The sequence below is a fragment of the Lentzea sp. genome (genome assembly GCF_036380075.1).
Lineage (GTDB): Bacteria > Actinomycetota > Actinomycetes > Mycobacteriales > Pseudonocardiaceae > Lentzea.
Genome location: NZ_DASVFL010000020.1, coordinates 61,573 through 84,123, shown reverse-complemented (window position 1 = coordinate 84,123; position 22,551 = coordinate 61,573). Strand labels below are relative to the sequence as shown.

The 22,551-nt window shown below is 70.3% G+C and carries 25 protein-coding genes; 13 read left to right on the top strand and 12 right to left on the bottom strand.

Translation table 11 applies throughout. From position 1 onward, the window contains the following. Position 1: 1 nt before the first annotated feature. The gene (gene cobU / locus VF330_RS02025) at positions 2 to 541 is read right to left on the bottom strand and encodes a bifunctional adenosylcobinamide kinase/adenosylcobinamide-phosphate guanylyltransferase (protein WP_330849730.1); all 540 of its coding nucleotides are present in this window, start codon (positions 539 to 541) and stop codon (positions 2 to 4) included. A gap of 16 nt (positions 542 to 557) precedes the next feature. On the opposite strand from cobU, the gene VF330_RS02020 reads away from it, so the two are divergent. After that, positions 558 to 758 carry a hypothetical protein gene (locus VF330_RS02020; RefSeq protein ID WP_330849729.1) on the top strand — a complete coding sequence of 67 codons (201 nt, stop codon included), beginning with the start codon at positions 558 to 560 and terminating at the stop codon, positions 756 to 758. A 17-nt stretch (positions 759 to 775) separates the two neighbouring features. On the opposite strand, the gene VF330_RS02015 is transcribed toward VF330_RS02020, so the two are convergent. Genes VF330_RS02015 through VF330_RS02005 form a run of 3 tightly spaced genes read right to left on the bottom strand, consistent with a single transcriptional unit; the run spans position 776 to position 3,054 of the window. After that, entirely contained in the window at positions 776 to 1,762 is a 987-nt protein-coding gene (locus VF330_RS02015; protein WP_330849728.1) for an aldo/keto reductase family protein, read from the bottom strand. A gap of 32 nt (positions 1,763 to 1,794) precedes the next feature. Next, complete coding sequence (locus VF330_RS02010; protein WP_330849727.1) at positions 1,795 to 2,409, bottom strand: class I SAM-dependent methyltransferase; 615 nt, start codon at positions 2,407 to 2,409, stop codon at positions 1,795 to 1,797. A gap of 6 nt (positions 2,410 to 2,415) precedes the next feature. Further along, on the bottom strand, positions 2,416 to 3,054 hold the full coding sequence (locus tag VF330_RS02005; protein WP_330849726.1) for a DUF3043 domain-containing protein: 639 nt from the start codon (positions 3,052 to 3,054) through the stop codon (positions 2,416 to 2,418). A gap of 42 nt (positions 3,055 to 3,096) precedes the next feature. Here VF330_RS02005 and VF330_RS02000 point away from each other — a divergent pair, with 42 nt between their 5' ends. Together VF330_RS02000 and VF330_RS01995 are read left to right on the top strand one after the other, a co-directional pair. Further along, positions 3,097 to 4,140 carry a glycerate kinase gene (locus VF330_RS02000; protein ID WP_330849725.1) on the top strand — a complete coding sequence of 348 codons (1,044 nt, stop codon included), beginning with the start codon at positions 3,097 to 3,099 and terminating at the stop codon, positions 4,138 to 4,140. A 149-nt stretch (positions 4,141 to 4,289) separates the two neighbouring features. Next, positions 4,290 to 4,658: a HesB/IscA family protein gene (locus VF330_RS01995; RefSeq protein WP_330849724.1), complete on the top strand. Its 369-nt coding sequence runs from the start codon at positions 4,290 to 4,292 to the stop codon at positions 4,656 to 4,658. Between the two features lie 68 nt (positions 4,659 to 4,726). Here the strand turns inward: VF330_RS01995 and VF330_RS01990 are convergent, their stop codons facing one another. Next, a complete protein-coding gene (locus VF330_RS01990; protein ID WP_330849723.1) occupies positions 4,727 to 4,900 on the bottom strand; it encodes a hypothetical protein in 174 nt (57 codons plus the stop codon). Between the two features lie 159 nt (positions 4,901 to 5,059). Between VF330_RS01990 and VF330_RS01985 the strand changes: the two genes are divergently transcribed. Next, positions 5,060 to 5,992, top strand: coding sequence for a carbohydrate kinase family protein (locus VF330_RS01985; RefSeq protein ID WP_330849793.1), 933 nt, complete (start codon positions 5,060 to 5,062; stop codon positions 5,990 to 5,992). Positions 5,993 to 5,999: 7 nt separating this feature from the next. Further along, positions 6,000 to 6,764: a class I SAM-dependent methyltransferase gene (locus tag VF330_RS01980; protein ID WP_330849722.1), complete on the top strand. Its 765-nt coding sequence runs from the start codon at positions 6,000 to 6,002 to the stop codon at positions 6,762 to 6,764. Between the two features lie 54 nt (positions 6,765 to 6,818). Here VF330_RS01980 and asnB read toward each other — a convergent pair whose 3' ends face one another. Next, positions 6,819 to 8,747, bottom strand: a complete 1,929-nt coding sequence (gene asnB / locus VF330_RS01975) for an asparagine synthase (glutamine-hydrolyzing) (protein ID WP_330849721.1) — start codon at positions 8,745 to 8,747, stop codon at positions 6,819 to 6,821. Between the two features lie 181 nt (positions 8,748 to 8,928). Between asnB and coxB the strand changes: the two genes are divergently transcribed. Together coxB and VF330_RS01965 are read left to right on the top strand one after the other, a co-directional pair. Beyond that, positions 8,929 to 9,861 (top strand): cytochrome c oxidase subunit II, encoded by a 933-nt coding sequence (gene coxB, locus VF330_RS01970; RefSeq protein ID WP_330849720.1) that lies wholly within the window; start codon positions 8,929 to 8,931, stop codon positions 9,859 to 9,861. A gap of 14 nt (positions 9,862 to 9,875) precedes the next feature. Next, positions 9,876 to 10,292, top strand: a complete 417-nt coding sequence (locus VF330_RS01965) for a cytochrome c oxidase subunit 4 (protein ID WP_330849719.1) — start codon at positions 9,876 to 9,878, stop codon at positions 10,290 to 10,292. Positions 10,293 to 10,529: 237 nt separating this feature from the next. On the opposite strand, the gene VF330_RS01960 is transcribed toward VF330_RS01965, so the two are convergent. The 4 genes from VF330_RS01960 to VF330_RS01945 form a co-directional block, all read right to left on the bottom strand. Next, on the bottom strand, positions 10,530 to 11,213 hold the full coding sequence (locus VF330_RS01960; protein ID WP_330849718.1) for a lysophospholipid acyltransferase family protein: 684 nt from the start codon (positions 11,211 to 11,213) through the stop codon (positions 10,530 to 10,532). Between the two features lie 291 nt (positions 11,214 to 11,504). Continuing rightward, positions 11,505 to 12,545 carry an anthranilate phosphoribosyltransferase gene (gene trpD, locus VF330_RS01955; protein ID WP_330849717.1) on the bottom strand — a complete coding sequence of 347 codons (1,041 nt, stop codon included), beginning with the start codon at positions 12,543 to 12,545 and terminating at the stop codon, positions 11,505 to 11,507. Positions 12,546 to 12,552: 7 nt separating this feature from the next. Further along, a complete protein-coding gene (locus tag VF330_RS01950; protein ID WP_330849716.1) occupies positions 12,553 to 12,963 on the bottom strand; it encodes a hypothetical protein in 411 nt (136 codons plus the stop codon). Positions 12,964 to 13,042: 79 nt separating this feature from the next. Continuing rightward, positions 13,043 to 13,444: a hypothetical protein gene (locus VF330_RS01945; RefSeq protein ID WP_330849715.1), complete on the bottom strand. Its 402-nt coding sequence runs from the start codon at positions 13,442 to 13,444 to the stop codon at positions 13,043 to 13,045. Positions 13,445 to 13,538: 94 nt separating this feature from the next. Here VF330_RS01945 and VF330_RS01940 point away from each other — a divergent pair, with 94 nt between their 5' ends. The 4 genes from VF330_RS01940 (at position 13,539) to VF330_RS01925 (ending at position 17,810) form a co-directional block, all read left to right on the top strand. Then, complete coding sequence (locus VF330_RS01940) at positions 13,539 to 14,150, top strand: heme-copper oxidase subunit III (RefSeq protein ID WP_330849714.1); 612 nt, start codon at positions 13,539 to 13,541, stop codon at positions 14,148 to 14,150. A gap of 62 nt (positions 14,151 to 14,212) precedes the next feature. After that, positions 14,213 to 15,025 (top strand): c-type cytochrome, encoded by an 813-nt coding sequence (locus VF330_RS01935; protein WP_330849713.1) that lies wholly within the window; start codon positions 14,213 to 14,215, stop codon positions 15,023 to 15,025. Continuing rightward, complete coding sequence (locus tag VF330_RS01930; RefSeq protein ID WP_330849712.1) at positions 15,022 to 16,149, top strand: ubiquinol-cytochrome c reductase iron-sulfur subunit; 1,128 nt, start codon at positions 15,022 to 15,024, stop codon at positions 16,147 to 16,149. Before VF330_RS01935 ends, VF330_RS01930 begins: the two co-directional genes overlap by 4 nt. After that, entirely contained in the window at positions 16,146 to 17,810 is a 1,665-nt protein-coding gene (locus tag VF330_RS01925) for a cytochrome bc complex cytochrome b subunit (RefSeq protein ID WP_330849711.1), read from the top strand. The genes VF330_RS01930 and VF330_RS01925 overlap by 4 nt, the downstream gene beginning before the upstream one ends. A gap of 64 nt (positions 17,811 to 17,874) precedes the next feature. On the opposite strand, the gene VF330_RS01920 is transcribed toward VF330_RS01925, so the two are convergent. Next, positions 17,875 to 18,162, bottom strand: coding sequence for an Lrp/AsnC family transcriptional regulator (locus VF330_RS01920; protein WP_045309335.1), 288 nt, complete (start codon positions 18,160 to 18,162; stop codon positions 17,875 to 17,877). Positions 18,163 to 18,241: 79 nt separating this feature from the next. Further along, positions 18,242 to 19,942, bottom strand: a complete 1,701-nt coding sequence (locus VF330_RS01915) for a DEDD exonuclease domain-containing protein (RefSeq protein ID WP_330849710.1) — start codon at positions 19,940 to 19,942, stop codon at positions 18,242 to 18,244. A gap of 182 nt (positions 19,943 to 20,124) precedes the next feature. Between VF330_RS01915 and VF330_RS01910 the strand changes: the two genes are divergently transcribed. Further along, complete coding sequence (locus tag VF330_RS01910; protein WP_330849792.1) at positions 20,125 to 21,480, top strand: NYN domain-containing protein; 1,356 nt, start codon at positions 20,125 to 20,127, stop codon at positions 21,478 to 21,480. A 27-nt stretch (positions 21,481 to 21,507) separates the two neighbouring features. Continuing rightward, on the top strand, positions 21,508 to 22,551 hold the full coding sequence (locus VF330_RS01905) for a C40 family peptidase (RefSeq protein ID WP_330849709.1): 1,044 nt from the start codon (positions 21,508 to 21,510) through the stop codon (positions 22,549 to 22,551).

The following is a 22,551-nucleotide window of genomic DNA, read 5'->3' as shown; positions in this document are numbered from 1 at the left end:
CCTAACGCAGTTTCAGTGGAATGCCCGCGACGAGCAGGGTGACCTCGTCGCACACCTCGGCGACGCGCGCGTTGAGCGCGCCCAGGTGATCTCGGAAGAGTCTGCCTGAGCGCGTGGAGGGGATGACGCCGAGGCCGACCTCCGCCGTCACCAGCACGAGCCGGGTCCGGCAGGTGGCGACCGACCGCACGAGCGCGTCGACGTCGCGTTCGACAGCCTCCGCCGCACCGCCCTCCCACGCGTGGGAGTCGTCCAGCACGCTCACGAGCCACGTCGACAGGTCGTCGACCAGGATCGGAGGGTCGTCGTACGACGTCGCGGTGAGCAGCGCCGGGAGGTCGGACGGGGCCGACGCCTCGACCGTGTGCCATGTGGACGGTCGACGTGAGACGTGCAGCGCGATGCGCGCGTCCCAGTCGGGATCGTCCGGATATCTGCGCGCGGTGGCGACGTAGGTCACGGCAGCGTCCGTGAGCAGTCCTTCCGCATGCGCGGACTTGCCTGAACGCGCTCCGCCGAGCACGAGCGTCCGAGATGACAAGAGTTAGCCTTCGTCCATGGAGTACCGCTGGCGTTACCAGGATGCACACGGACGCGACGTCGCGGGCCCGGATGTGATGTTCGCGGACCAGACCGAGGCCGAGGAGTGGTTCGGCGCGCAGTGGCGCGACCTGCTCGACGCCGGGGTCGAGCAGGTCACGCTGCTGCGGTCGGAGATCGAGGTGTACGGCCCGATGAGCCTGCACCCCGCCGATTAGGACGGCCGAAGAGGACTTCAGCCCTGGGCGGTGAGCCGCGGGTCGTCGGTGACGAGGCCCTCGAGCACGCCGTCGATCTTCTCCAGGAGGTCGTCGCCGAGCTCGACGTCGACGGCCTTGACGTTCTCGACGACCTGCTCCGGACGCGACGCGCCGATGATCGCGGACGCGACGTTCGGGTTCTTCAGCACCCACGCCACGGCGAGCTGCGCCAGCGTGAGACCGGCCTCCTCGGCGATCGGCTTGAGGTTCTGCACGGCCGTCAGGACGTCGTCCCGCATCCAGCGCGAGATCATCTGCGACCCGCGCTCGTCGGCGGCCCGCGACCCCGCCGGAGCCTCGGCACCCGGCAGGTACTTGCCGGTCAGGACGCCCTGCGCGATGGGGGAGAACACGATCTGGCTGATGCCCTCGCGCTCGCAGGTGGGGACGACCTGCGGCTCGATGACGCGCCACAGCATCGAGTACTGCGGCTGGTGCGACACGAACGGCACCTTCAGCTCACGGGCCAGCGCGGCACCGCGGGTGATCTGCTCGGCCGTCCACTCGGACACGCCGACGTAGAGGACCTTGCCCTGGCGGACGAGGTCGGCGAACGCCAGCATCGTCTCTTCCAGCGGCACGGTGTGGTCGTACCGGTGAGCCTGGTAGAGGTCGACGTAGTCGGTCTGCAGGCGCTTCAGCGACGCGTTGGCCGACTCCATGACGTGCTTGCGACCGAGGCCGCGGTCGTTGGGGCCGCCGGGTCCGGTGGGCCAGTAGACCTTGGTCAGGATCTCCAGCGACTCACGCCGCTCGCCCTTGAGGGCCCTGCCGAGCACCGACTCGGCGGCGGTGTTGGCGTAGACGTCGGCGGTGTCGAAGGTGGTGATCCCCGACTCCAGCGCCGCCTTCACACACGCGTGCGCCTGCTCTTCCTCCACCTGGGAACCGTGGGTGAGCCAGTTGCCGTACGAGATCTCGCTGATGGACAGGCCGCTGCGGCCGAGTCGACGGAACTTCATACATCGGAGCTTAGCCGAAATCGTTCGTGCTGCTAATGAACTTCCGGCGCGCGCCAGACCAGCGAGTACCGCCAGAACACGCGCTGCCGGATGCGTGCGCCCGGCACGATCTCCGCGGCCGCCGCGCGGATCTCCGGCAACGTCGGAGCGGTCATCACGACCGGCATCTCGGGGTCGTGCGGCGTGCCGCCGGAGCCGGTGACGGCCTTCACGAGACCGACGACGGCGTTCGCGGGCAGCGTGAAGGCCTCCATCGCGAGGTCAGCCGGCGTCGACAGGCGGTAGAGCCCGACCACGACGAGCAGGCCGCCCGGTTTCGTCAGCCCGGCGAGCCGCGCCAGGCCCTCGCGCAACGGCAGGTGGTGCAGGCTCGCCTCGGCCGTGACGACGTCGTACCGCCCGAGGTCGTGGGTCAGCACGTCGCCGTGGATCCACCGCACCCGGCCGGTCGTGGCGCTCGCCCGTTCGACCATGCGGGCGTCGGCGTCGATGGCGGTGACCTCGCGGGCGTCGATCGACCGCGCCAGGTCACCCAGCCCGCAGCCGACGTCCAGCGCCGACCCGGCCCGCGACGGCACCTGCCGGAGCAGCCAGCGGCGGTACCACGCGTTGTGGTCCCACCTCAGCCGCTCGGGCAGCCGGAGCACGTGCCGCTACTTGATCGCCTCGCCCGGCTTCACGCGCGGCTTGGGCACGCGCAGGCGGCGCAGCTGGCTCGCGCGGATGAACGAGTACCAGCCGATGGACAGGCCCTTGATCGGCTCGGTCGGGAACTTCGCCCGCACCTTGCGCGTGACGATCCGGCCGAGGACCAGGCCCTCGATGACCATCGCGATCAGCATGAACGTCGTCGCGAGCGTCGCGTACCGCTGCACCGCCAGCGACGGCGTGAGCAGCGCCACGAACACGAGGATCGCGAGCGGCATGAACAGGCCCATGAGGTTGCGGCGCGAGTCGACGAGGTCGCGGATGTAGGCCTTCACCGGACCGCGGTCGCGCGGCAGCAGGTACTTGTCCTCGCCCGCCATCATGCGCTGACGGCGCTCGGTGGCCGCGGCACGGCGCTCTTCCTTGCTCACCTTGTTGCCGCGCATGCGCTTGAACGCCTCGCGCTGCGTGCGGGGCGGCGGCGGGACCGGACCGGAGCGCCTGGCCTGCGCCTCACGCCGCTTGGGCGTCGCCTTGCCCTTGGCCGCGGTGCGCGCCCTGTCGAGCGGCTCGGCGAGCCCGTCGCCCGATTCGGGCGTCTCGGCGATGGCGGTGTCGTCGGCATTGCGGCGCAGGAACCTCACACCACCAGGGTAAGGCAGCGGGTTCTCTGTACCTTTCGCGAGGTGCGCGTACTCATCGCTCCGGACTGCTTCGGCGGCACCCTGACCGCCCGCGAGGCCGCCGACGCCATCGCCGCCGGCTGGCACGACGCCAAGCCCGGCGACGTCGTCGTCCGTCGGCCGCTCGCCGACGGGGGCCCGGGCTTCGTCGACGTCCTGCACGCCGCCTTCGCCGACGGTGACGCCGATATCCGATATATCAGTGTCACGGGACCGCTGGGCGAGCCCGTCGAAGCCCGCTGGCTCAGCGTCCGCGCGGACGGCCGACGCGTCGCCTACGTCGAGTCGGCCGAGGCGTGCGGGCTGCACCTCATCCCGGCTGAGCTGCGTCCGCGGTCGTGCGAGACGGCGACGACGCGCGGCGTCGGCGAGCTCATCGCGGCCGCGGCGGCCGGCCACGACGTCATCACCGTCGGCCTAGGCGGCTCGGGAACGACGGACGGCGGCGCCGGCATGCTCGCCGCGCTGGCCGACGCCGGCGTCGACCTCACTGATATATCGCTCGTCGCCGCCTCCGACGTGGAGAACCCGCTCCTCGGTCCGCACGGCGCCGCGCGCACGTTCGGACCGCAGAAGGGCGCCTCGCCGGAAGCCGTCGAACGGCTCGAAGCCAAGCTCGCCGCCATGGACGTGCTCAAGCCCGTATCCGATGTATCGGGTGCGGGAGCGGCCGGTGGTCTCGGCGCCGCCCTGCTCTCGCTGGGCGCGACGGTGCGGTCGGGCGCTGGCCTGGTACGCGAGCTCACCGGTCTCGACGCCGCCCTCGACGACGCCGACGTCGTCATCACCGGCGAGGGCAGCTTCGACTGGCAGTCGCTGCGAGGCAAGCTCGTCACCGCCGTCGCCTCGGGCGCCGCCGACCGCGGCATCCCGTGCGTCGCCATCGCGGGCCAGGTCAGCGTCGGCCGCCGCGAGATGGGCGCGGCGGGCGTCCAGGAGGCCTACTCCGTCTCCGAGCACGTCGGGTCGGTGCAACGGTCGATCACGGAACCGCGCGACAGCCTCGCCGCGACGGCCCGGCACGTCGCCACCCAGTGGTCGCGCTGATGTATCGGCTCGCTCGAGCGTGGTCCACGTGACAGTCGACACCCGGGGCACCAGCGGCCGGCGTTGTGGGACCATGGGAGTGGAACAAGGCGGGGCACGCCCGTGTTGTTGATGGGTGAACCGCCCGCAAAGGACCTCTTAGGAGAGCCATGACGACCGCTCAGGATGCCGCTTCGACCTCCGAGGCGCCCAGCCACGGCGTGACGCTGACCAGCGCGGCCGCCGTCAAGGCCAAGGCGCTTCTCGACCAGGAGGGCCGCGACGACATGCACCTGCGCATCGCCGTCCAGCCCGGCGGTTGCGCGGGCCTGCGCTACCAGCTGTTCTTCGACGAGCGCTCGCTCGACGGTGACGCGCTGGTGGACTTCAACGGCATGAAGGTCGCCGTCGACCGCATGAGCGCCCCCTACGTCGAAGGCGCTGTCATCGACTTCGTGGACACCATCGAGAAGCAGGGCTTCACGATCGACAACCCGAACGCGGGCGGTTCGTGCGCCTGCGGCGACTCGTTCCACTAAGCCACACCACGCGCGAGGCCGCGTTCCCGCACTGTCGGGAACGCGGCCTCGCGCTGTGCGGACCGGGGTCAGACGCCGTATTCGGCCATGCCCTCCACCTGGTGGGCGCACCGCTCGTCGACCTGCCACGGCGCTGCGTCGCGCGGGACGGGGAGGGGGTGCTGGGGGTGGGTCAGAGCGAAGGGGAGCTGCGCGCAGTCCTCGATCAGCTCACTCATCGTGGTCGCCTCAGGGATCGTCACGTCACGAACCGTATGACGGCGGTCTGACCTGCGATAGCCCTACCAAACGGTAGTCTTCACAGCTGCACTCGCCAGGGTGAGTTGTCACGTAGCGCGACAAGAGAAAGAGGGGCCGACGTGCCGGTAGCCGTGTGCGGCAGCATCGCGACCGACCATCTGATGCACTTCCCGGGACGGTTCGCCGACCAGCTGGTCGCGGAGCGACTCGACCGCGTGTCGCTGAGCTTCCTGGTCGACGACCTGGTGGTCCGCCGCGGTGGCATCGGCGCGAACATCGCGTTCGGCCTCGGCGTGCTCGGTGTGCGCCCGGTGCTCGTCGGCGCCGTCGGCAAGGACTTCGACGACTACCGCTCGTGGCTGGAGCGGCACGGCGTCGACACCTCGGGCGTGTACGTGTCCGAAGTCGCGCACACCGCGCGGTTCGTATGCACGACCGACGACGACATGTGCCAGATCGCGTCCTTCTACGCGGGCGCCATGGCCGAGTCGCGCAACATCGAGCTCGCCCCGATCGCGGGCCGCGTCGAGAACCTCGAGCTCGTCGTGATCAGCCCGGACGACCCCGCGGCCATGCTCCGCCACGCCGAGGAGTGCCGCCAGCGCGGGTACAGGTTCGCCGTCGACCCGTCGCAGCAGCTCGCCCGCATGGACGGCGAGCAGGCGCGCGCGTTCGTCGAGGGCGCCGAGTACCTCTTCAGCAACGACTACGAGTGGGAGCTGCTGCTCCAGAAGACCGGCTGGACCGAGGCCGACGTCCTCTCCCGTGTCGGCAGGCGCGTCACCACGCTCGGGGAGAAGGGCGTCGAGATCGTCGACCGCGACGGTCTCTCGCTGCACGTCCCCGCCGTCGCCGAGGTCGCGAAGACCGACCCGACCGGTGTCGGCGACGGCTTCCGGGCCGGCTTCCTCGCGGCCACGATCGCCGGCCTGAGCCTCGAACGCGCTGCTCAGCTGGGTTCGCTGATCGCCGTCGAGGTGCTCGAGACCGTCGGCACGCAGGAGTGGGTGCTCGAGCGAGACTCGGCGCTCGCCCGCATCCGCGGCGCGTTCGGCGACGCGGCCGTCGAGGAGATCGCCCCCGTCCTGCCATGATCGGACAATGGGGACGTACCTGTTCGGCGACACCGGTGAGTCGCCCGATCCTAAGTTCGACGCGCTGAGCTCCCTGCTCGACGCGGGCACCTTCGCCCGCGTCGAGCAGCTCGGCGTCGCGGACGGCTGGCGCTGTCTCGAGGCCGGGGGCGGTGGGGGATCGGTGGCGAACTGGCTCGCCGACGTCGTCGCCCCGTCCGGGCACGTGACCGTCACCGACATCGACGTGACGAGGCTCGAGGAGCGCGACAACGTCACGGTCCTGGAACACGACCTGGTATCCAATATATTGCCGGGTAACGCGTTCGACCTGGTCCACGCGCGGTTGGTGCTCTTCCACCTCCCGGCCCGCGACGCCGTCCTGCGCAAGCTGCACGACGCGCTGCGGCCGGGCGGCTGGCTCGTGCTCGAGGAGTTCGACTACCTCCCGCTGGAGGTCCTCTCGGCGGCGCCCGACGACGCGAAGCTGATCATGCGGGTGAAGAACGCCCTGCTGACGTTGCTCGACCAGGCCGGTGCGGAGCTGGCGTGGGGCGCGCGCATCGAGAGGGCGCTGGCCGACACCGGGCTGCACGACGTCAGCGGCTCCCGTGAGGTGCAGGAGTGGGAGGGCGGCTCGCCCGGCTGCCGGTTGCTCGCCGAGACCGCGCGCCTGGTGCGCGCGAAGCTGCCGCTCACCGACGCGGAGTTCGACCGCTACCTGGAGCTGATGGCCGCGCCCGAGACCGTCGTCAGCTCCTACGCGATCTGCGGCGCCCGGGGACGCCGGTAGGACCCCGGCGCGTTCCGGGACCGGAAGGGCCCCTCCGGGGAGGGGCCCGACCCGCTACAGCTTGACCGGGTAGTGCGGCTCCGGCACCTGCGGGCTGATGCGGGCCTCGACGAAGATGCCGTGCCAGATCATGAACACCAGCAGCGCCCAGATGCGGCGGCTGTGGTCGAGCACGCCGGAGCGGTGCTCCTCGATCAGGCGCAGCACCGCGTTCTTGTCGATGTACTGCTCGGTCTGCGACGACCGCACGACGTCGACGGCCCAGTCATGCATCTCGTCCTTGAGCCAGTGCCGGATCGGCACGGGGAAGCCGAGCTTGCGCCGGTTCAGCACGTGCGCGGGCACGATGTCGCGGATCGCCTTGCGCAGCGCGAACTTCGTGGTGTCCGGCGTGATCTTCAGGTCGCTGGGGATCTGCGACGCGATCCGGAACACCTCGGGGTCGAGGAACGGGACGCGCAGCTCCAGCGAGTTCGCCATGGTCATCTTGTCGGCCTTGACCAGGATGTCGCCGCGCAGCCACGTGAACAGGTCGACGTGTTGCATGCGCGTGACCGGGTCCCAGCTCTGCGACTCGCGGTACGGCTGGGCCGTGACGTCCTGGTGCGAGACCGCCGGGTCGTAGGTCTTGAGCACCTGGCGCAGGTGGTCGTCGAGGAAGATGCGCGCGTTGCCGTAGTAGCGCTCCTCCAGCGTGAGCGCGCCCCTGCGCAGCAGGTCCTTGCCGCGGACGCCGTGCGGGATCTTCGTCGAGACCTTGCCCATCGCCTTGCGCAGCGCGCCCGGCACCTTCTCGAACGCCGCCAGCGACAACGGCTCGCGGTAGATCGTGTACCCGCCGAACAGCTCGTCCGCGCCCTCGCCCGAGAGCACCACCTTGACGTGCTGGCGCGCCTCGCGGGCGATGAACCACAGCGGCACCAGCGCCGGGTCGGCCACCGGGTCGTCCAGGTACCAGGTGATCAGCGGCAGGGCGTCCATCATCTCCTGCGCGCTGACCGTGCGGACCACGTGCTTCACACCGATCAGCGCCGCCGACTCCGCGGCCACGTCGATCTCGGAGAAGCCCTGGCGCTCGAAGCCCGTCGTGAACGTGATCAGGTCCGGGTTGTGCTCCTTCGCGAGCGCCGCCACGACCGTCGAGTCGATGCCGCCGGACAGGAACGAGCCGACCGTCACGTCCGCGCGCATGTGCTTGGCGACCGAGTCGCGCAGCGCGGCGGTGATGTCGTCGTAGAGCGCGTTCGCCTCGGCCTCGCCGCGGACGGTGCGGATCTTGAAGTCCGCCGGGAAGTAGCGCTCGAACTTCGGCCTGGTGCCCGGCGTGAGCGTGAACGAGTGGCCCGACTCGACGCGGGAGATCTGGTCGTGCAGCGACGCGGGCTCCGGCACGTACTGCAGCGTCAGGTAGTGCTGCAGGCCCTTGACGTTCATCTTCGGCTCGATGCCGATGGTGGGCGCGATCTCCAGCAGGATCTTCTTCTCGCTGGCGAACGCGACGCCGCGCTTGCCCTGCGCCCAGTACAGCGGCTTGATGCCGAACGGGTCGCGGCCGCCGAACAGCACGCCGCGCTCGGAGTCCCAGATGATGAAGGCGAACATGCCGCGCAGCCGCGAGATCGCCGCCGGGCCGAAGTAGTGGTACGCCGCGACGATGGTCTCGGTGTCGCCGTCGGTGTGGAAGACCGCGCCGTGCTTCTCGGTGAGCTCGGCCCGCAGCTCCAGGTAGTTGTAGACCTCGCCGTTGAAGTTGATCGTGTACCGGCTCGGCGACTCCGGCGGGCCCCAGGTCAGGGGCTGGTGGGAGTGCTCGATGTCGATGATGGCGAGGCGGTTGAAGCCGAAGACGACCTCGTCGACCCGCCGGGTGCCGCTCTCGTCCGGTCCGCGGTGGCGCATGCAGCGCAGCGCCGCCTCCACCGCCGGCCGTGCGTTCTCCGCCTCGTTCTCGCTAGGGCAAACAAGTCCTGCCAGGCCGCACAAGGCTCTTGCACCTCTCAAGAAACATGAAGGGGAAGACCACGGGGAAGTCCTCAGTATGCCGAAGGGGCTCCGTGTGACCGAAACTGCACCGCAGCGGCGGTGCCCCCGAGGGGTGAGCGCAGTTCCGCTGGGCTACGCTCCCGCTTGATCCGTTGGCATGGAACGAGGAGGCGGGCGAGCAGTGGGCCTGAAGGAGGGCACCAGGGCATCCCGGCTGGCGAAGACCGCCGGGCTGGTCGGCCTGGTCGGTATCGGGGCCACCGGTTGCTCCACGGACGAGGTGCTGCGCTTCGGCTGGCCGGTGGCCGTCACGCCGCAGGCCGAGAGGATGCGCGAGCTCTGGACCTGGTCCGTGATCGCCGCGCTCGTCGTCGGCGTCATCGTGTGGGGCCTGATCGCGTGGTCGGTGGTGTTCCACCGCAAGAAGTCGGAGGAACTGCCCCGTCAGACGGCGTACAACCTCCCGCTGGAGATCGTGCTCATCGTCGTGCCGACGGTGATCGTGGCGGTGTTGTTCTACTTCACCGCCATCACGCAGAACTACGTCACGGACAAGTCGGGCAAGCCCGACGTGAACGTCGACGTCATCGCGTTCCAGTGGAACTGGGAGTTCCAGTACCCGGACCACAAGACCGAGGACGACAAGGTCGTCAGCACGGTCGGCACCTCGGGCGAGGTCCCGGTCCTGGTGCTGCCGGCGCACAAGCGCATCCAGTTCACGCTGCGCTCGACCGACGTCATCCACTCGTTCTTCGTGCCGGAGTTCCACTTCAAGCGGGACGTCTTCCCGCTGCCGGAGAAGAACAACCAGGACAACGTCTTCCAGATCGACCAGATCGACCGTCCGGGTGCGTTCGTCGGCCGCTGCGCCGAGCTCTGCGGCTCGTACCACGCGGTGATGAACTTCGAGGTCCGCGCCCTGGAAGAGGCCGACTTCGAGAAGTACATCGAGCTGCGCAAGGAAGTGAACTCCAAGACGGGCAAGCCGTACACCACGGCTGAGGCTCTCTCGCAGGTCAACTGCGGCGAGCTCTGCGCTCCGCTGGCCACCACGACCACCCCGTTCAACACCGACCGGACGGCCCGCGAGGCCTCCGGCGCGGGTCAGAAGTAGGGACACGCCCCGCGATGAAGATCGAAGCTCGCGTATTCGACCTGGTGATGGCCTTCTCGTTCCTGATGGCCGTCGTCTACGGCTACTGGACGCACGCGGCGACCGGCCACGTCGAGCCCACCGGCACGGTGGCGCTCGCCCTGACCGGCGGCCTGGCCCTCATCTCCGGCACCTACTTCCGGTTCGTCGCCCGCCGCATCGAGGTGCGGCCGGAGGACAACCCGGACGCCGAGGTCTCCGACGGCGCCGGTGAGCTGGGCTTCTTCAGCCCGGGCTCGTACTGGCCGGTCGGCCTCGCGGCCGCGGCGGCGACCACGGGTGTCGCGGTGGCGTTCTGGCACGTGTGGCTGCTGGTGATCGCCGTCATCCTCGTGCTGATCGCGGTCGGCGGCCTGGTGTTCGAGTACCACACCGGCCCGAACCACGACTGATATCCGATATACCGGATTTCGCCGAGGCCCTCTCCTTCACGGAGGGGGCCTCAGTCGTTTTCCGGAACCGATATCCGACATGTGACATATCGCATATCGGATATCGATCTTCGAAACCGATGTATCGCATATCGGATATTTGACCGAAGTGCGGCCTGGTATATCGCACATCGCATGCGAAAGGGCCCTCCACACCGTGTCGGCGTGGAGGGCCCTTTCAGCTGGTCCCAGGCGGGGCTACGCGGCGGCGGTGACCTTCTCCGGCGTCTTCTGGTACGCGTCGACGTACTCCTGGCCGCTCAGGTCGAGGATGCGGTAGATGATCTCGTCGGTGACGCTGCGGAGCACGGGCAGCGACTCCTGCATGCCGTCGTAGCGGCTGAAGTCGAGCGGCTCGCCGAAGCGGACGGTCACCGGCACGACCTTGGGGAACCTGCTGCCGACCGGCTGGACCTTGTCCGTGCCGATGATGCCGACCGGGATGACCGGCGCCCCGGACTCCAGCGCCATGCGGGCGACGCCCGTGCGGCCGCGGTGGAGCATGCCGTCGAGCGAACGCGTGCCCTCGGGGTAGATGGCGAAGGCGTCACCGCGGGCGAGGATCTCGGCGGCCGTGTCGAGCGCGGCGCGGGCGTCGCGGCCCTTGCCGCGGTGCACCGGCACGTGGCCGAGCGAGGAGAAGAACCAGCGCGACAGCGAGCCCTTCACGCCGGTGCCCGTGAAGTACTCCGCCTTCGCGAGGAACGACACGCGCCGCGGCACGACCATCGGGATCACGACGCTGTCGATGAAGCTGAGGTGGTTGGCCGCCAGGATGACGGGGCCGTCGGTGGGGATGTTCTCCAGACCGTCGACCACCGGGCGGTAGACGAGACGGGCTGCGCGCGCGACGACGTGCTTCATCACCGGGTAGAGGACCATGCCCACAGCATTCCAGGTGAGGATTGCCACGAGGTTGCCACGTGGTGCGCATCTCCGCCCGATCACTCGCTCGGACTACGCCCATGAGGCGGTCGTGCGGCCTGGGTCACCCGTCGATGACGAGGTGTGACGAAAGAGACGCCGGGCACCGGTCACGACTCGGGCGTCCGGGGCGAAACAGGCGGACGCGGTCACCGGGGACGAGCCGCGCGAACGAGGCGCCGGAAACGAGGAGTTCACGGGGAGCCGCCCCGAGTGGGTGGGCACGGGCCTCGCCGCACCCACCCGTCGCTAGCCCTTCAGGGACTGTGAGAGCTCCACCCAGCGGCTCAGCAGTGCCGCCGCCTTGCCTGAGTCCACGGCGTCCGCCGCGCGGCTCAGCGAGGCCGTCAGGTCGGCGTGCAGGTCGTCGGAGAACCCGGCGTGCGCCGCGATGGCGCCGGCCGCGTTCACCAGCACCGCGTCGCGCACCGAACCCGTCCTGCCGGCCACCAGGTCGCGGACCACCTGGGCGTTGACGGAGGCGTCGCCGCCCTTCAGGTCCTCCTCGCGCGCGGGCTTCACGCCCAGCACCGCCGGGTCGATCGTCTCCGTGCGCACCACGCCGTCCTGGGCCAGCCAGGCGGACGTGGTCGTGGTCGTGGTGATCTCGTCGAGACCGTCGTCACCCCGCACGACCAGGGCGGTGTGGTTGCGGCGCGCGAACACGCCGGCGATCAGCGGCGCCGCGGCCGCCCGCGCGCAGCCGATCAGGCCGACGGTCGGCTGCGCCGGGTTGGTCAGCGGCCCGAGCAGGTTGAACGAGGTCGGGATGCCGATCTCGCGCCGCACGGGACCCGCGTGCCGGAAGCCGGGGTGGAACACCGGCGCGAAGCAGAAGCCGACGCCCAGCTCGCGCACGGTGGCCTGCACGCCCTCCGGCGGCAGGTCGATGGCGACGCCCAGTGCCTCCAGCACGTCCGCCGTGCCGCACTGCGACGACGCCGCGCGGTTGCCGTGCTTGACCACCGGGACGCCCGCCGCGGCCGTCACGATCGCGGCCATCGTCGAAATGTTCACCGAACCGGAATGATCGCCCCCGGTGCCCACGATGTCGGTCGCCCGCACGTCCACGGTGAAGCGGCGCGCGTGGGTGAGCATCATCGTCGCGAGGCCGTCGACCTCCTCCGGCGTCTCGCCCTTGGCGCGCAGCGCGACGATGAACGCCGAGATCTGCGCCGGGGTCGCCTCGCCCGACATCACCCGGTCCATGCCCCAGGCGGTGTCGTCGGCGGTCAGGTCGACGCCGTCGAGCAGGCGGTTGAGCAGTGACGGCCAGGTCCGTTCGCCCATGCCGGGCTCAGCCCTTGACGACGGGAACAGCCGAGCCCCGCAGCACCTCGGCCACGGTCTCGGCGGCGGCCAGCGGGTCGAGCGGGTGCACCAGCACCGCGTCGGCCTGCGACCACGTCGCGAGCCAGCGGTCGTCCTTGCGGCGCACCGCGACCACGACCGGCGGGCAGTTCGCGATCTCGTCCTTGAGCTGGCGGGACAGGCCCATGCCGCCGGTCGGCTGCGCCTCGCCGTCGAGGATCAGCAGATCGACGGTGCCGTTGTCGACCTCGTAGAGCACGTCGGCAATGGCACCGACCTCGACGTAGTCCACGCGCGGCAGGTCGGGGGCCGGACGGCGGCCGACGGCAGTGATGATCGTCTCACGCACCTCGGGCCGGTGGCTGAACACCAGGATCTTCGTGGTCTGCGTGCTCATCTCTCGATCCTCCGCTGCGACTTGCCGACTGCGGTCCACACCAGGCGACCCCGGAAAAGTGACCAAGGTCGCCGCGATGCTATCGGGCGGCCGCCGGTGGTGGTTGCAGGGCGTCCCACCCCAGGGCGTCGCCGCCCAGCCGCTGCGCCAGCGACGCCATCCGCGAGCGCTCCTGCGCGCAGTGCAGGGCGTCCAGCTTCTGCACCCTGCTCGCGTGCGACACCTCTCCCTCGACGAGCACCCAGCCGTCCGGTGTGAGCAGCTCGCGCGCACGTTCCACCTGGTCAGCGGGGATGCGGAGGTGGTGCCGGAGCACCGCCGGCTCGTCGGCGCGCCACCGCGGCGACCGCGCCAGGGCGGCCGAGTCGGCCTCCACGAGGTCGAACGCCTCCACCACGACGACGAGGTCCGGGTCGTCGACGGACAGCTGCGGTCCGGCCTCCCCGCGCAGCAGTTCCCGCAACCGGCCCAGCAAGCCCATCCCCGGATCTCCTCCACGTTCACGCGCTCTGTGACCCAGCCGACCCATGATCCGCCCAGGACCCGATGGGCGAGCCGAAAAAGCGCAAGCAATAATGCTGCTCGTGACCACGGCAGCGCCTTCAATCGGCCAGCGCGTGCACTCGCTGAACCGCCCGAACATGGTCAGCGTCGGCACGATCGTCTGGCTGTCCAGCGAGCTCATGTTCTTCGCTGGCCTCTTCGCCATGTTCTTCACGGTGAAGGCCCAGAACGACACGGGGGCCTGGCCCCCAGCTCCCACGCACCTGAACGTCCCCTACGCGTCGGTCTTCACGATCATCCTGGTCGCGTCGTCCTTCACGTGCCAGTGGGGCGTGTTCGCGGCGGAGCGGGGTGACGTCTTCGGCCTGCGTCGCTGGTACATCGTGACGCTGATCATGGGAGCGATCTTCGTCGGCGGCCAGGCGGGTGAGTACATCACCCTCGTCGAGGAGGGCACGACGATCCCGTCGTCCGCCTACGGCACCGTCTTCTTCCTGACGACGGGCTTCCACGGCCTGCACGTCATCGGCGGTCTGATCGCGTTCGTCTACCTGTTGATCCGGACGAAGCTCAGCAAGTTCACGCCGGCGCAGGCCACCTCGGCGATCGTCGTGTCGTACTACTGGCACTTCGTCGACGTCGTGTGGATCGGTCTGTTCGCCGTCATCTACATCGTGCCCTGACCCAGCCCGGCACACAGCAAAGCCACGAGCTCCCGAACTGACAGCAAGGGTTGCCGCACACCATGACCACCACGACGAAACGCCCCCGCGGCGCCCGCACCAAGCTGCGCCGCCGGGTCGCCGGACTGCTCGCACTGGGCTTCGGCCTGCTGAGCGCCGGCATGCTGTTCGCCGCCTTCGCGCCCCAGGCGCAGACCGCTCAGGCGCAGCAGGAGGACGCCCTGGTCCGCCAGGGCGAGCAGATCTACCTGAACACCTGCCTGAGCTGCCACGGCAAGTCTCTCGAAGGTGTGAAGGACCGCGGGCCGAGCCTCGTCGGCGTCGGCGACGCCGCGGTCTACTTCCAGACTTCCTCCGGCCGCATGCCCATGGCGCGGCAGGAGGCCCAGGCCACCCGCAAGCCCGCGAAGCTCTCCCCTGAGGAGATCAACGCGCTGATGGCCTACATCACCGCGAACGGCGGCGAGGGCCCGAAGAAGCCCTCCGAGTCCGGTGAGGCCCTGCGCGGCGACAACCCGGCGCGCGGTGGCGAGCTCTTCCGCCTCAACTGCGCCAGCTGCCACAACTTCACGGGTCGTGGTGGCGCGCTGTCGTCCGGCAAGTTCGCGCCGGCGCTCGACGGGGTGGCCGAGGAGCAGATCTACACGGCGATGCTGAGCGGCCCGCAGAACATGCCGAAGTTCGGCGAGCGGCAGCTCACGCCGGAGGAGAAGAAGGACATCATCGCGTACGTCAAGTCGGTGACCGACGGGAACAACAACTCCGGCGGCAACGCCCTTGGCGGCTTCGGACCCGTGTCCGAGGGATTGATCGCGTTCATCGTGGGGATCGCCGCGCTCATCGGCGTGACCCTCTGGATCGGAGCCAAGGCATGAGCGGCGACAAGCCGGTCGAGCTGCCCAGCGAGGCAGAGCTCGCGGAGATGAGCCGGGACGACCTCGTCAAGCTCGGCACGAAGATGGACGGCGTCGAGCTCGTCCACTACGAGGACAAGTGGCCGGTCCCCGGCACCCGCGCCGAGCGTCGTGCGCAGCGCGTGGTCGCGCTGTGGTTCGCGATCTCCGCGCTGTCGGGTCTCGCCTTCCTCGGCGTGTTCCTGTTCTGGCCGTGGGAGTACGAGTCCCCCTCGAACGAGAGCGGCCACTTCCTGCACAACCTGTACAACCCGCTGATCGGCCTGTTCCTGGGCCTGTCGGTGGTGGGTCTGGGCGTCGGCGCGCTGCTCTACACGAAGAAGTTCATCCCGGACGAGCTCGCGGTGCAGCAGCGCCACGACGGTTCGTCCACCGAGGTCGACCGCGCCACCCTGGTCGCCGAGCTCTCCGACGCCGGTGCGCGCAGCGGCATCGGCCGGCGCAGCCTGATCAAGCGCACCGCGGGCCTCGGCGCCGGCGTGCTGGGCCTGGGCGTGGCGGCCGTCCCGCTGGGCGCGCTCATCAAGAACCCGCACGCCGACAGCGAGACCAAGAACTCGCTGTGGCACACCGGCTGGAAGGCCGAAAAGGGCGAGAAGGTCTACCTCCGCCGCCACACCGGTGACTTCCACGAGGTCTCCCTGGTGCGTCCCGAGGACGTCGAGCCCGGCGGCTTCGAGACGGTCTTCCCGTTCCGCGAGTCCGAGCGGAACGACGAGCACGCCCTCGTGGCGGCCCTCAAGCGGTCCGACGCGCCGGTCATGCTCATCCGCATGCGGCCGAACCAGGCCATCACCAAGCGTGCGGGCCAGGAGGACTTCAACTACGGTGACCTGTACGCGTACTCGAAGATCTGCACGCACCTGGGTTGCCCGACGTCGCTGTTCGAGCAGCAGACCGGTCTGCTGCTCTGCCCGTGCCACCAGTCGCAGTTCGACGTGTTCGAATACGCCAAGCCGCGCTTCGGCCCGGCGACCCGTCCTCTTCCGCAGCTTCCGATCACTGTGGACGAAGAGGGATACTTGGTAGCCCGCAGTGACTTCATCGAGGCTGTGGGTCCGGCGTTCTGGGAGCGGAAGTCATGAGTGCCATCACCACGCCGACGAAGCCGGCCAACGCGGCCGCGCGCGTCGCCGGAGCGGCGGCCAACGCTGCCGACGAGAGGTTCCACGCAGCCTCTGGCCTGCGCAAACAGCTGAACAAGGTCTTTCCGACGCACTGGTCGTTCCTGCTCGGTGAGATCGCGCTGTACAGCTTCATCGTGCTGCTGCTGTCGGGCACGTACCTGGCGCTGTTCTTCGACCCGTCGATGACCGAGGTCACCTACAACGGCGCGTTCGAGAACCTGCGCGGCATCGAGATGTCCCGGGCGTTCGCGTCCACTCTCGACATCTCGTTCGAGACGCGCGGCGGCCTGTTCGTCCGCCAGGTGCACCACTGGGCGGCACTGCTGTTCATGGGCGCGATCGTCGTCCACATGTTCCGGATCTTCTTCACCGGCGCGTTCCGCAAGCCGCGTGAGATCAACTGGGTCATCGGCATCGTGCTGTTCATGCTCGGCGCGATCGAGGGCTTCCTCGGCTACTCCCTGCCGGACGACCTGCTCTCCGGCACGGGCCTGCGCGTCATGGCGGCGCTGCTGATCTCGTTCCCGGTCATCGGCACCTGGCTGAACTGGCTGATGTTCGGCGGGGAGTTCCCCGGCACGGACATCATCCCGCTGCTCTACACCGCGCACATCCTGCTGATCCCGGCCATCATCCTCGGCCTGATCGCGGCGCACCTCGCGCTGGTCTGGTACCAGAAGCACACGCAGTTCCCGGGCGTGGGCCGCAAGGAGACCAACGTCGTCGGCGTCCGCATCATGCCGGTGTTCGCCGCCAAGGGCGGTGGCTTCTTCGCCATCGTCGTCGGTGTCATCGCGATCATGGGTGGCGTCTTCCAGATCAACCCGATCTGGAACATCGGCCCGTACAACCCGGCGCAGGTCTCCGCCGGTTCGCAGCCCGACTGGTACATGGGCTGGACCGACGGCCTGGTCCGCATCTGGCCGGCCTGGGAGTTCTACCTGGGCAACTACACGATCCCGGCGCCGTTCCTGCCGTTCATCCTCGGTCTGCCGTTGCTGACCGGCATCGCGGCGGCGTACCCGTGGATCGAGCGCAGGATGACCAAGGACTACGCGCACCACAACCTGCTGCAGCGCCCGCGTGACGTTCCCGTCCGCACCTCGCTGGGCTGGATGGCGATCACGTACTTCATGGTCCTGCTGCTCATGGGCGCGAACGACATCTTCGCCTACCAGTTCGACATCTCGTTGAACCTGACGACGTGGATGGGCCGGATCGGCATGCTGGTCCTGCCGCCGATCGCGTACTTCATCTCGTACCGCGTCTGCCTCGGCCTGCAGCGCGGTGACCGCGAGGTGCTCGAGCACGGTGTCGAGACCGGCATCATCAAGCGCCTGCCCCACGGCGAGTTCATCGAGATCCACCAGCCGCTCGGCCCGGTGGACGACCACGGCCACCCGATCCCGCTCGCCTACCAGGGCGCGTCGGTGCCGAAGAAGATGAACAAGCTCGGCTCGGCCGGTCACCCGGTCGTCGGCAGCACGTGGTCGCCGGACCCGGTCGAGGAGACCGTGGCCCTGGAGAACGCGCGCGCGAAGAGGCACATCTCCGAGGAGATCAGCGCCGAGAACAAGACGGGTGAGCTGGCGGGCAAGCCGTCCGACCCGAAGGCCTGATCCCGCAGAACCGCGAAAGGCCCCCGTGGAGCTTCCACGGGGGCCTTTCGGTGTGTCCGGGGTCCTACTGGGCGTCGTCGAGGCCGATGGCGAACGCCGCCTCGTCGTCGCGCTTCGAGTAGCTGCGGAACGCGATGTGCGTGTCGGTGTTGAGCACGCCCGCGACCTTGCTGATCTTGCCGGGGACGAGGGCGGCGAGGTCCTCGTGCTTGCTGACGCGCACCAGCGCGATCAGGTCGACGTCGCCCGCGCAGGAGTACACCTCCGTGACTCCGTCGATGTCGGCGATCTCCTGCGCGGCCTCGGGAATGCGTTCGGCGGCGGCCTGGATCAGCACGATGGCGGTGACCACGGCGTCCTCCTCGGGTCTCAGATGTCTCGAGCACCCGTAGTCTGCCCTACCCGGTGATCGCGGGCGTGGGTCGGCGGCTTCAGTTCCAGTGGTCGTGGATCGGGCGTGCCCCGGCGGCCTGCTCCGCCCACGGGACCCAGGCCGCGGCGGCGCCCGCGGGGGAGGACCAGGGTTCGTCCGCGTACACGAGGCGGGTGCCCGGCTGGTCGAGCCAGCGCAGGACCACGCCGGTCTCCTCGGGGGGTGCGCCACGTAACGGGCCGGCCGTCGGCACCACGGTCTCCGCAGAGGCGACGAGCGCGTCCACCACCGGCATCGGGCGGGTGCCGCGGGGAGCGACGCCCGCGGAGGCCAGGCGGCCGTAGCGGACCACGGAGAACTGCCAGCCGCCCTCACGGTCCGGGCGGGCCGCCACGAGCTGCGGCAGCGCGGCCAGGGCAGCGAGGCGCTGGGCCCTGTCGAGGGAGCGGACCAGGCCCGCGAGGCGGTCGCGGCGGCGGGCGGCCTCCTCGAACCGTTCCGCCGAGACCAGGCCGCCCAGCTGGTCGATCAGGATGCGCAGCGGGTCGGCGCTGCGGCCGATCACCAGGTCCTGCACCGCGACGACCGCGGGGGCGTACTCGTCGACGCTCTGGTGGCCCGCGCACGGGGCCTGGCAGCGGCCCAGCTCCGCCAGGGCGCAGGGGGAGGCGCGCTGGTTCGTGGCCGAGATCTTGATCTTGCAGGAGCGCAGCGGGACGGCGTCCAGCAGGGCGTCCGCCACCGACTCCGCTGCCTGGCGGGTGCGGAACGGGCCCAGCGCACCGTCCTTGGGGGTCCTGACCAGCGAGATGCGGGGAAACGGCTCCTCGGTCAGGACCAGCCACCACGCGTGGTGCGGGTTCTTGGAGCGGCGGTTGTAGGCGGGACGGTGCGCGCGCAAGAGGCGGAGCTCGCGCACCTCGGCCTCGAGCGGGTGGGCGCACTCGACGGCGTCGACGCGCACCGCGAGCGCGACCATCTCGCGCAGCCTGCGGCGGCCCTCGCTGGCGGTGAAGTACTGCCGGACCCGGCGGCGCAGGTCCGAGGCCGTGCCGACGTAGAGGACCTCCTCCTTCGGGCCGCGGAAGAGGTAGACGCCGGGCCGGGACGGCAGGTGGGAGGCGAGGGAGCGCTTGCGGCGCTGTTCCGGGGTGACCTCCGGCAGGTAGGCCAGCAGCTCCTCCAGGGAGTGCACGCCGACGTTGCCGACCCGCTCCAGCAGGGCGTGCAGCACCTCGACGGTCGTGCGGGCGTCGGCCAGCGCGCGGTGCGTGGGCTTGGTCTCCGTGCGGAAGAGGTCGGAGAGCGCGGACAGGCGGCACGACGGGGCCTCGTCGCGGCTCAGCACGCGCCGCGCCAGCTTGACCGTGCACACCACGGCCGGTTTCGGCCAGCGGTAGCCGTGGCGCTCGCACGCCGCCTTCATGAAGCCGACGTCGAAGCCCGAGTTGTGCGCCACCAGCACCGCGCCCTCGGCGAACTCCAGGAACGCGGGCAGCACCGTCCGCATGGTCGGCGCGCCCGTGACCATCAGCTGCGTGATGCCGGTCAGCTGCGCGACCATCGGCGGGATGCCCCGTTCGGGGTCGACGAGCGTGCCGAACTCGCCGAGCACCTGGCCCGCCCGGATCTTCACCGCGCCGATCTCGGTGACGGCGTCCTCCTCGGCGCTGCCGCCCGTCGTCTCCAGGTCGAAGACGACGAAGGTCGTGTCGCGCAGGGGCGTCCCGAGCTCGTCGAAGGACAGTTGTCCGGTCACGGCGCTGACGGTAGCGGCGGGGTCTGACAATTTTCGGCGGTGCTCCTCCCGGGCGCCTTGACCTGCGGCTGCTCCATTGGAGTGGTGTGGGGTGATCTTGTCCTGATCGTTGTTCCCACGGGCGGAGATGTCCGTGCGCTGCTCGAGCGCGGGGGCTCTAGCCTGTGGGGGTGTCCGACCCGATGCCCGAGCCCGCGACCGACCAGCCCGCCGACGAGGCGGGTGAGTCCGCGGACGAGGCCGTCGCCGAGTCCGCTGTGGACTGGTCGGCTCTGCCGGAGCCGCTGCGGGTGAGGCTCGCGGAGCTGGGCGCGGACGCGCTGGGCGAGATGGCGAAGGTCGACGTGCCGCAGCAGCTGCGTCCGGTGGCGAAGTTCGCGCCGACCAAACGCGCGCGGCTGGGCGGGGCGCAGGTCGTGGCGGGGCTGCGGGACTCCGCGAACTTCCGCACCGCCGTCGTGGAGTGGCTGCGCAAGAACCGGCCGTCGACGCTGGAGGTGACCGCGCCGGACCCGGTGACGGCGGCCGCCGCGGCGGTGCTGACCGGCGACGAGGTCGCCCCGCACTACGTGGAGCTGGTGTCGCGGCGCGTGGGCGACGCGACGCTGCGGGCCGAACGCGACGCGGCCGTCGTGCGCGCGGAGCGGATGGAGAGCGAGCTGGAACGGCTGCGGGCCGAACGCAGCCAGCTCGGCAACGCCGCCGAACGCGTTCGCGCCGACGCCGAGGTCGAGCTCGAACGCCTGCGCAAGCGGTTGCGCGAGCAGGGCGTGAAGCTGCGCGAGGCCAAGGACGCCGCCGAGGCCGCCGCCGCCGAGGCGGACAAGGTCCAGGTGCGCGCCGCCGACGAGGTCAAGCGCATCACCGCCGAACGCGACCGCGAGCGCGAACGCGCGGAGACCGAACGCGGCAAGGCGCAGCGGGCCATCGCGGACGCCGAGGTGGCCCGCCAGTCCGCCCGCGAGGCCCGGCAGGCCGACGAGGTGCGGCTCGCGTTGCTCGTCGACACCCTCGACGGTGCCGTGACGGGACTGCGCCGCGAGCTCGCCCTCGGCGGCTCCGGTCCCCGCCCGGCCGACCTCGTGCGGGGTGCCAGCGCGTCGCAGGGGACCGTGGGGCGCGTCGAGGACCCGGCGGCGCTCGACCGGTTGCTGGCGTTGCCGGCGGTGCACCTCGTGGTGGACGGCTACAACGTCACGAAGACCGGCTACCCGGAACTGTCCCTGTCGGACCAGCGCGACCGGCTCGTGCACCAGCTGGCGGTGCTCGCCGCGCGCACGGGCGCCGAAGTCACGTTGGTGTTCGACGGCGCAGGGGTGGTGGCCGTGCCGGCGGCGGCCCCTCGTGGCGTGCGCGTGCTCTTCAGCGATCCCGGTGTTCTCGCTGATGACGTGATCCGCGCGCTGGTCACCGCGGAGCCCGAGGGGCGGCCCGTGGTGGTGGTGACGTCGGATCGCGCGGTCGCGGACTCGGTGCGCCGTCGTGGCGCGCACCCGGTGCCGTCGGCCGTGTTGCTGGCCCGTCTCGGGCGTGTTTGATCACCCGGTAGCCTGACGCCGTCGATCTTGGCGGTTTCGGTTCTGGCGAAGGGGATCGGCGACCTCATGTCGCTCAAGCTCACCCGTGGTTTCCTGGCTCTCGTCGTGCTGCTCTCGGTCACCCCGGCGGTGTCGTTAGCCGCCCAGCCGGCTGATCCGGCGCGCGCGTACGCGGACCTGACAGCGCAGGCCACCAAGCTCAACGAGGAAGTGCTGCGCGCGCAGGAGGACCTCGTCCAGCGCCGCGCCGAGCTCGACCGCGCGAGCGCGACCGTCGCGGCCGCGCAGCAGATCGAGCGGCAGGCCAAGGCCGACGAGAACGACTTCCGCGGCCAGGTCGACCTCATCACCCAGGCGTCGTTCGAGGGCGCCCGGTTCAACCAGCTGTCGGCGCTGCTCGTCGCCGACTCGCAGCAGGACTTCCTGAACCGCCTGGAGATGATGCGGATCCTCGCCACCGACAGGGCCGAGTCGCTGGCGCGGCTGTCCGGCGCGGTGGAGAAGGCCCGGCAGGCGCACCAGGTGGCGGAGACCGCCCGTGCCCGCGCCGCCGAGGCCGCCACGTCGGCCGAGCAGCTCAAGGCGGACCTCGACGGGCGCAAGTCCGCGTTGCAGACCCAGATCGACCAGGTGCGTTCGGCGCTGACGCGGTTGCCCGCTCCCGTCGCCGCGAAGCTGAGCGATCCGGGCGACCGGTCGGCGGTCGGCGTGCCCTCCGGGGTGGCCGGGCTCGCCCTCGCGTTCGCGCTGGCGCGGCGCGGCGACGACTACCTCTACGGCGGCACCGGGCCGCGGTCGTGGGACTGCGCCGGGCTGACGATGAAGGCCTACGCGGCGGCCGGGGTCTCGATCCCGCGCACGTCCGGGGGACAGGCCTCGGTCGGGCGTCCGGTGGGGCGCGGCGAGGTCCGCGCCGGTGACCTGATCGTCTACTACACGAGCCGCTCGCACGTCGCCCTGGCCGTCGACAACGGCCGTGCCGTGCACGCCTCCACCGAGGGGCAGCCGGTGAAGATCGCGCCCATCGACGCCATCGGGCCGATCGCGGTCATCCGGCGCATCGAGGGCTAG